The 6,098-nt window shown below is 62.3% G+C and carries 8 protein-coding genes and 1 tRNA gene; 4 read left to right on the plus strand and 5 right to left on the minus strand.

Annotated features, from left to right (window positions below; translation table 11 throughout):
• The first annotated feature begins 4 nt into the window (after positions 1–4).
• Positions 5–151, plus strand: coding sequence for a hypothetical protein (locus I71_RS38060; protein ID WP_159107326.1), 147 nt, complete (start codon positions 5–7; stop codon positions 149–151).
• 86 nt (positions 152–237) lie between these two features.
• Here the strand turns inward: I71_RS38060 and I71_RS00405 are convergent.
• Positions 238–322: transfer RNA gene (locus tag I71_RS00405), tRNA-Leu, on the minus strand.
• Between the two features lie 253 nt (positions 323–575).
• Between I71_RS00405 and I71_RS38665 the strand changes: the two genes are divergently transcribed.
• Positions 576–749, plus strand: a complete 174-nt coding sequence (locus tag I71_RS38665; protein ID WP_199902069.1) for a hypothetical protein — start codon at positions 576–578, stop codon at positions 747–749.
• Positions 750–768: 19 nt separating this feature from the next.
• Here the strand turns inward: I71_RS38665 and I71_RS00410 are convergent, their stop codons facing one another.
• Together I71_RS00410 and I71_RS00415 are read right to left on the minus strand one after the other, a co-directional pair.
• The gene (locus tag I71_RS00410; RefSeq protein WP_042688614.1) at positions 769–1,014 is read right to left on the minus strand and encodes a hypothetical protein; all 246 of its coding nucleotides are present in this window, start codon (positions 1,012–1,014) and stop codon (positions 769–771) included.
• A gap of 130 nt (positions 1,015–1,144) precedes the next feature.
• Complete coding sequence (locus tag I71_RS00415; protein ID WP_042688615.1) at positions 1,145–1,930, minus strand: molybdopterin-binding protein; 786 nt, start codon at positions 1,928–1,930, stop codon at positions 1,145–1,147.
• 66 nt (positions 1,931–1,996) lie between these two features.
• Between I71_RS00415 and sfsA the strand changes: the two genes are divergently transcribed.
• Entirely contained in the window at positions 1,997–2,734 is a 738-nt protein-coding gene (gene sfsA / locus I71_RS00420) for a DNA/RNA nuclease SfsA (RefSeq protein ID WP_042688622.1), read from the plus strand.
• A gap of 56 nt (positions 2,735–2,790) precedes the next feature.
• On the plus strand, positions 2,791–3,600 hold the full coding sequence (gene map / locus I71_RS00425) for a type I methionyl aminopeptidase (protein WP_042688616.1): 810 nt from the start codon (positions 2,791–2,793) through the stop codon (positions 3,598–3,600).
• A gap of 729 nt (positions 3,601–4,329) precedes the next feature.
• Here map and I71_RS00430 read toward each other — a convergent pair.
• Positions 4,330–5,328 (minus strand): hypothetical protein, encoded by a 999-nt coding sequence (locus I71_RS00430; protein ID WP_159107327.1) that lies wholly within the window; start codon positions 5,326–5,328, stop codon positions 4,330–4,332.
• Positions 5,325–6,098, minus strand: a 774-nt coding sequence (locus I71_RS00435) for a hypothetical protein (RefSeq protein ID WP_211098349.1), incomplete at its 5' end; no start/stop codon positions are given. The genes I71_RS00435 and I71_RS00430, both read right to left, overlap by 4 nt.

Below are 6,098 nucleotides of genomic sequence, written 5' to 3' on the forward strand. Positions count from 1 at the left end.
CCGCATGGCCGCGAATTTCGGCGCGGCCATCGCCATCCTGATCGTGCTCGTCCTGGGCTATTGGTTGATGGGGGCCTTGATGCAACAATCGAAGATCGAGGACTGCCTGCTGGCCCACCGGCGCAGTTGCGGACCCGTCGGGAATAATTGAGGCCTCTCTCGCCGGAGCCACGCAGCAGGCCGGGCATGGGCCGTAACCGTCCCGCTACGAACGGGGAAATACGTTTCTTTTCAAGATGGTGCGGGCGGCGGGACTCGAACCCGCATACCTTGCGGCGAGGGATTTTAAGTCCCTTGCGTCTACCGGTTTCGCCACGCCCGCGCCCTGGACCCTGCCGTTATCATCCAGTCCGAAGGGCTGGATGATAACGGCAAAGCTAATATCCACGGAGCGGTCCCGCGCTGCCCGCGCAGATTGCATACAGCGGTATGCAACGCATCGTTCCGTGGTTATGACTTAGACAATCGCGGGGCTGCGGGTCAAGGGGCCTTCGCAAAGCCGCTGGCATTCCCATATCGAAGGACGCGCAACCGCCGGCCGGCCTGGACAGGGTCGGAGAGGGAAAGGAGATGGCATGAGCGAGACGGAGTGGATGTCTCTGGTGGCGCTGCTGATGGTCGCGATCCTGGTGGTGCCTGCGGCCCTGCGCCGCAACCGCGGAGTCGTGCTGCGCAACGCCGCGCTCTGGCTGGCGCTGATCGTCGTCCTCGTCTGGGCCTATGACCGCTTCGGACCGTTCGGCAACTGACCGCGAACCAGCTGCGGCGTCACGGACGGGTGTCCTCGTTCATCGTCATGATGCCGATCCCCATCGACACGCTGCCGAAGGTCAGCATCAGGCCGGCATACAGCATCACCGTCGCGGTGATGCCGTAGTCGCTGTTGCCGATCAACGTTGCCAGCTTGGCGACGTCGAACCACAACAGCCCGGTGGCCAGCACCACGGCACCGGCGATTCCGGCGAACAGATGGCGGAGAAGAAACAGCAACGCTGCTTTCTCGAAGCTCTTCATGGCGGGGCTCCCGCGGAACACCTTATGCGGATGACAAGACTTTAATGTAGGACCGAATCGGTCCGCGACAATCGATCCGGCGGAACCGGCACCATTTGGGCCTCCACCTGAACCATAGACATACCCGCCCCTAGCCTTTTGTACCAACGGTGACGGTCGGGCTGCCACCCAGACGGCGGATGATCTCCGCCAACTCGTCGGTCACGGCCGTCACCTCCGCCTCGTCGGTGCCGCGCAGCACCAGGCTGACGCCGAAGGAACCGCTGCGGAAGTAGGGGTAGCTGCCGATCTCCAGCCCCGGATGGCGGTCCTGCAGGGCTGACAGATCGGCGGCGATCACACCCTCGGCCAACTCGCAGGCCACCGTGCGGGCATGCAGCGTGGGGCCACCCGCCAGCCGGGGCAGGACACCGTCCAGCATCGCCCGCATGATGTTCGGCACGCCGGCCATGACGAAGACGTTGCCGATCTGGAACCCCGGAGCCTGGCTGATCGGATTGTCGATCAGGATGCCGCCGGCCGGGACATTGGCCATGCGCAGCCGCGCCTCGTTCAACTGGCCGGCGGCGTAATGACGCTCCAGCCGGGCGACCGCCTCCGGATTGCGTTCCAGCGCCACGTCGAAGGCCTTGGCAACGCAGGCAGCGGTGATGTCGTCGTGGGTCGGGCCGATGCCGCCGGTGGTGAAGACATAGGTGTAGCGCGCTCGCAGCGCGTTGACCGCGGTGACGACCTCCTCCTCCACATCCGGCACCACGCGGGCCTCGCGCAACCGCACGCCGATCTCCGTCAGCTTCTCGGCGATGTGGCCCAGATTGGCGTCCTTGGTGCGGCCCGACAGGATCTCGTTGCCGATCACCAGCACGGCGGCGGTCGGGTTTGCTCCGGTCCGGCTTTCTGCGGTCTCGGACGTCATCGGGCGGGGATCTCCATCGGAACGCTCTTGTCGAGCGGGAAGGCCAAGGGTAGCGTCGCCGCCAAGATGCGCTTTCCCACCCCCCTTCTTCAAGGCCGCCTGATCCGCCGCTACAAGCGGTTTCTCGCCGACGTCCTGCTGGACGGGGTGGAGGTGACGGCGCATGTCCCCAATTCCGGCAGCATGATCGGGCTGGACCTCCCCGGATCCGTCGTCTGGCTGTCGCGCTCCGGCAATCCCAAGCGCAAGCTGGCCTATACGCTGGAACTGGTGGAGGCCGCCGCCCCCTGGGGCGAGGGGCTGGTCGGCGTCAACACCGGCCATCCCAACGCGCTGGTCGCCGCCGCCATCGCCGCCGGCACCATCCCGGAACTGGCCGGCTACGACCGGCTGCGGCGCGAGGTGAAGTATGGCCGCAACAGCCGCATCGACGTATTGCTGGAGGACGATTCGGCCAGGCCCGGCGCCCGCCCCCCGGCCTATGTCGAGGTCAAGAACGTCCATCTCCGCCGCCCCGGCGGCCCCCATGGTGACGCCGCCGAGTTTCCGGACTGCGTCACCGCCCGCGGCGCCAAGCATCTGGAGGAGATGGCGGCGATGGTGGCGCAGGGCTGCCGCGCGGTCATGCTCTACCTTGTCCAGCGCGGCGATTGTTCCCATTTCCGCACGGCGGCCGATCTCGATCCGGCCTATCATGACGGATTGTGCCGCGCGCTGGATTCGGGGGTGGAGGCGCTGTGTTGGTCTTGCGCGATCACGCCCGAATCGATTGAATTGGACCGGCCGCTGCCGATCAGGCTTTAAGGCCGCGGCAGGCTTCAGCATCCGCCTTTCGGTTACTTGGCATAGGGGCTCTCGTCTTGGAACAGGATCACGTCGAATCCAACCGCGTCCGCCTTCATGGTCCGGAGGGATTCGAAGGCATGCGCAAGGCCGGCCGGCTGGCCGCGCTGGCACTGGACTACATCGTCCCCTATGTGCAGCCGGGCGTCACCACCGGCGAATTGGACCGCCTGCTGGAACAGTTCATCCGCGACCATGGCGGCATCCCCGCCCCGCTGGGCTATCGCGGCTTCCCGCGCGCCAACTGCATCTCGGTCAACCACGTCGTCTGCCACGGCATCCCCGGCGACAAGCGGCTGGTCGATGGCGACATCCTGAACATCGACGTCACGCCGATCGTCGATGGCTGGTATGGCGACAGCAGCCGCATGTATCTGTGCGGCGACGTCGGGGTGAAGGCGCGCAAGCTGGTCGACGTCACCTATGACGCGCTGATGATCGGCATCGCCGCGGTGAAGCCGGGCGCCACGCTGGGCGACATCGGCCATGCCATCCAGACCTTCGCCGAATCCCACCGTTTTTCGGTGGTCCGCGATTTCTGCGGCCACGGCGTCGGCCGCGTCTTCCACGAGCCACCGTCGGTCCTGCATTACGGCAAGCCGGGCGAGGGCCTGGTCCTGAGGGAAGGGATGATCTTCACCATCGAGCCGATGATCAACACCGGCCGTCCGGACGTGAAGATCCTGGGCGACGGCTGGACCGCGGTAACCAAGGACAAGTCGCTGTCGGCCCAGTTCGAGCATTCCATCGGCGTGACAGCGGACGGGGCGGAGATCTTCACCCTGTCGCCGGCGGGTTTCACCAAGCCGCCCTACGCGGTGGAATGAGAACGGCGGTTATTGCGGGGTGATAAGGGACGGGCGCCGTGTTGGGGGATGCGGCACCCCAGTTGTTTTCGGCAACCGCCAAGCACTCGATTGGCCAGTACCGAACCGTACAACAGCACAATGGCCCCGAAGCGATCCCAAAACGATCAAGAGCCCGGCAAGAAATTGCCGGGCTCTTGAAAAAAACTGGTGCCGCAACAGGGATTTGAACCCCGGACCTACTGATTACGAAAACGTTGACTTTGTTGGTAACGCTAGATTTTTCCCACTTTATCTTTTGATTTTTCCCTGCGAAATATCAATGGGTTAATGGATAGGTGGGAAAGATTGGCGGGTTCCCGTCTGCCGGTCAAGGTTGCACTCTTGGCACCCTTCAAACTTTTCCTGCATTTTGTTCGACAATCAGTTTGTTCAGGAAGCCGTCTCCAGGGTGAGTTTCCGAACGCTTTGTGTATTTGACCGTCAAATGGCTGTTTACGAACGGCGCTTTGCGGGACCGCGCTAAGGGGGATGCCGGTAAAGGGGAATTGAAGTCAAATAGCTCTCTGGCACAGCCGGATAGTTAACGACCACACTCCGGATTTAGCAGTTTTTGAAACAAATACAGCCATTCACTGGCAAAGCCTCAATTGGCAACCCTTGATCCATGGCAGGCACAACTGGCCGTTGGCGGTGGTATTGGGGAGAGATCGGCTTACTCTGCCTTCGCTCGCTTGCCGCCCGAATAGATCAAATAGAAACCCCGACATGATGCCGGACGTCAGCGATTAATCCCGCGACTGCTTCGCGCGCTCGTTGCCCGCCCAGGCGCAGAACCTCCTCAGCATCCCTGTCGGAAATCCTGGCATAGGCGGCCCTACGGGAACCCATCACGTCCATGAAGAGGGCGAACAAGCGCTCCTTGGCGTCCTTAAAGCCGATCTGGCCACCTTCGAAATCGGCAACGAAAGCGCGTCTGACGTCATTCCCGCCAAGAGCTTCGGCATAGGCTAGAAGGTTCGAACCCTCGATCGGAAGCGGTTGGCCCCATTGGATTGCCGGGGTTGCGATCCGGCTTATGCGATTATGCACGGCATCTTCATCGTCAAAGAGGGGAATATCATTCCCGACCTCACTGTCCATCTTCCCTCCGTCATCGGCACTCCTGATACCGCGATACAGAAGCGGGTCGGGTCGGTGATAATTGGGGATGGGAAGAAAATCGGGACCCAGGCGTTTGCACAGCTTCTCGGCAACGTCACGCGCGAGGTCGACGTGAATAGTCTGATCGCGCCCCACGATGACATGGGTGGCCCGTAGCGACAGGATGTCCGCGATCATGAGCAGCGGATAGAGATAGATGCCCGCTGTCGGGTTCCCAGCGGCTTTCAGCGCATGACCGCGCGCCAGCGAACCATGTGAGGTGATCCCAGCCAGGAACCACATGAACTCAAACAGCTCAGGGACATCGGACTGGCGATAGATCACGCTGTAGTGCGGATCGACGCCCACGGCCATTAACTGCTTGGTTAGCTCGGTCGAGCGCTTACGTGAATTCACGAAGTCGCTCCGTTCGCTCCAACTGGAACGGCTGTGATGATCCGCAATGAACACGAAGGAGCAACTCTCGCGAGCATACTGTAGGGAGCAGACATCGCGCAGCACCGCGCCATAGTGGCCGACGTGTAGGCCTTTCAATGGGCGGAAACCGGATGCAGTCCGGAACGGGAAGACGTTTTCGATACTCACGCCCGCCACTCTTCGATCAGTGGGCTGCAAATTTCCGAAATGAAGGCGCGACAGTCGACCAGCGCCTCTTCGAAATCCACGTCTGGCATGTTCGGATATCCCATGACGATAAGCAGAAGCTCGGCGTTCTCGGGGCTGCTGTCGAAGTCCACAATAGTGCGCTTGTCAGGGCCTTGGAATACCGAGGCGATGATGCCCTTCGGATCCCTCACGACAGGCTCATGGGCTGAGCATTGGACGTCCTTGCCGCCGATGCCAAGAAAGATTTCACCCTCAGTGGCAACGTCAAACGTAATCGCTCCACCAGCCTGGGGCCGGTGAATCCCCATCAGCACGCCCGTTCGCAGTTCGAGCGCGAGGAGCAGAGCAGGAGCAGTCGCGCTCGGAAGCTGTCCGCTGGCGGTGAATTTTTGGAACTGCCCACCGACCGGATATTTATGCGCACCGAAAAAGTCGCCGTAGCGATTGATCGTCAGGCTGATCCGTGATCGGCGCGGTGTGACTTCGTCCGCCAGTACCTTGCGTACCCTGGCAACATAATCGCGCACGGCATCCGAGGAGACTGGGCCGAAGCGGAACGCGGCCAGCCGTGGACAGTGATTGGGCATCAGTGCCATGGTCGACGTACGGCGTATGGTCGACATCTTGCCTCCTTCAGATCCCTCGGCATGTTTGCCGTTGGTGGCGCGGCCGCGTGCTAGGCGGGGAGCCGCATAGGTTGCCTTCAGATAGGACCTGCCCTCATTGCCGGTCCGACGGCATCCTGGCAG

This window comes from Azospirillum sp. B506 (assembly GCF_000333595.1).
Taxonomy (GTDB): Bacteria; Pseudomonadota; Alphaproteobacteria; order Azospirillales; family Azospirillaceae; genus Azospirillum.

Excerpts from the sequence above, each read along its gene's own strand:
- sfsA (WP_042688622.1), top strand. The coding sequence starts at position 1,997 with ATGCGCTTTCCCACCCCCCTTCTTCAAGGCCGCCTGATCCGCCGCTAC.
- I71_RS38665 (WP_199902069.1), top strand. The coding sequence starts at position 576 with ATGAGCGAGACGGAGTGGATGTCTCTGGTGGCGCTGCTGATGGTCGCG.
- I71_RS38060 (WP_159107326.1), top strand. The coding sequence starts at position 5 with ATGGCCGCGAATTTCGGCGCGGCCATCGCCATCCTGATCGTGCTCGTC.
- I71_RS00415 (WP_042688615.1), bottom strand. The coding sequence starts at position 1,930 with ATGACGTCCGAGACCGCAGAAAGCCGGACCGGAGCAAACCCGACCGCC.
- I71_RS00410 (WP_042688614.1), bottom strand. The coding sequence starts at position 1,014 with ATGAAGAGCTTCGAGAAAGCAGCGTTGCTGTTTCTTCTCCGCCATCTG.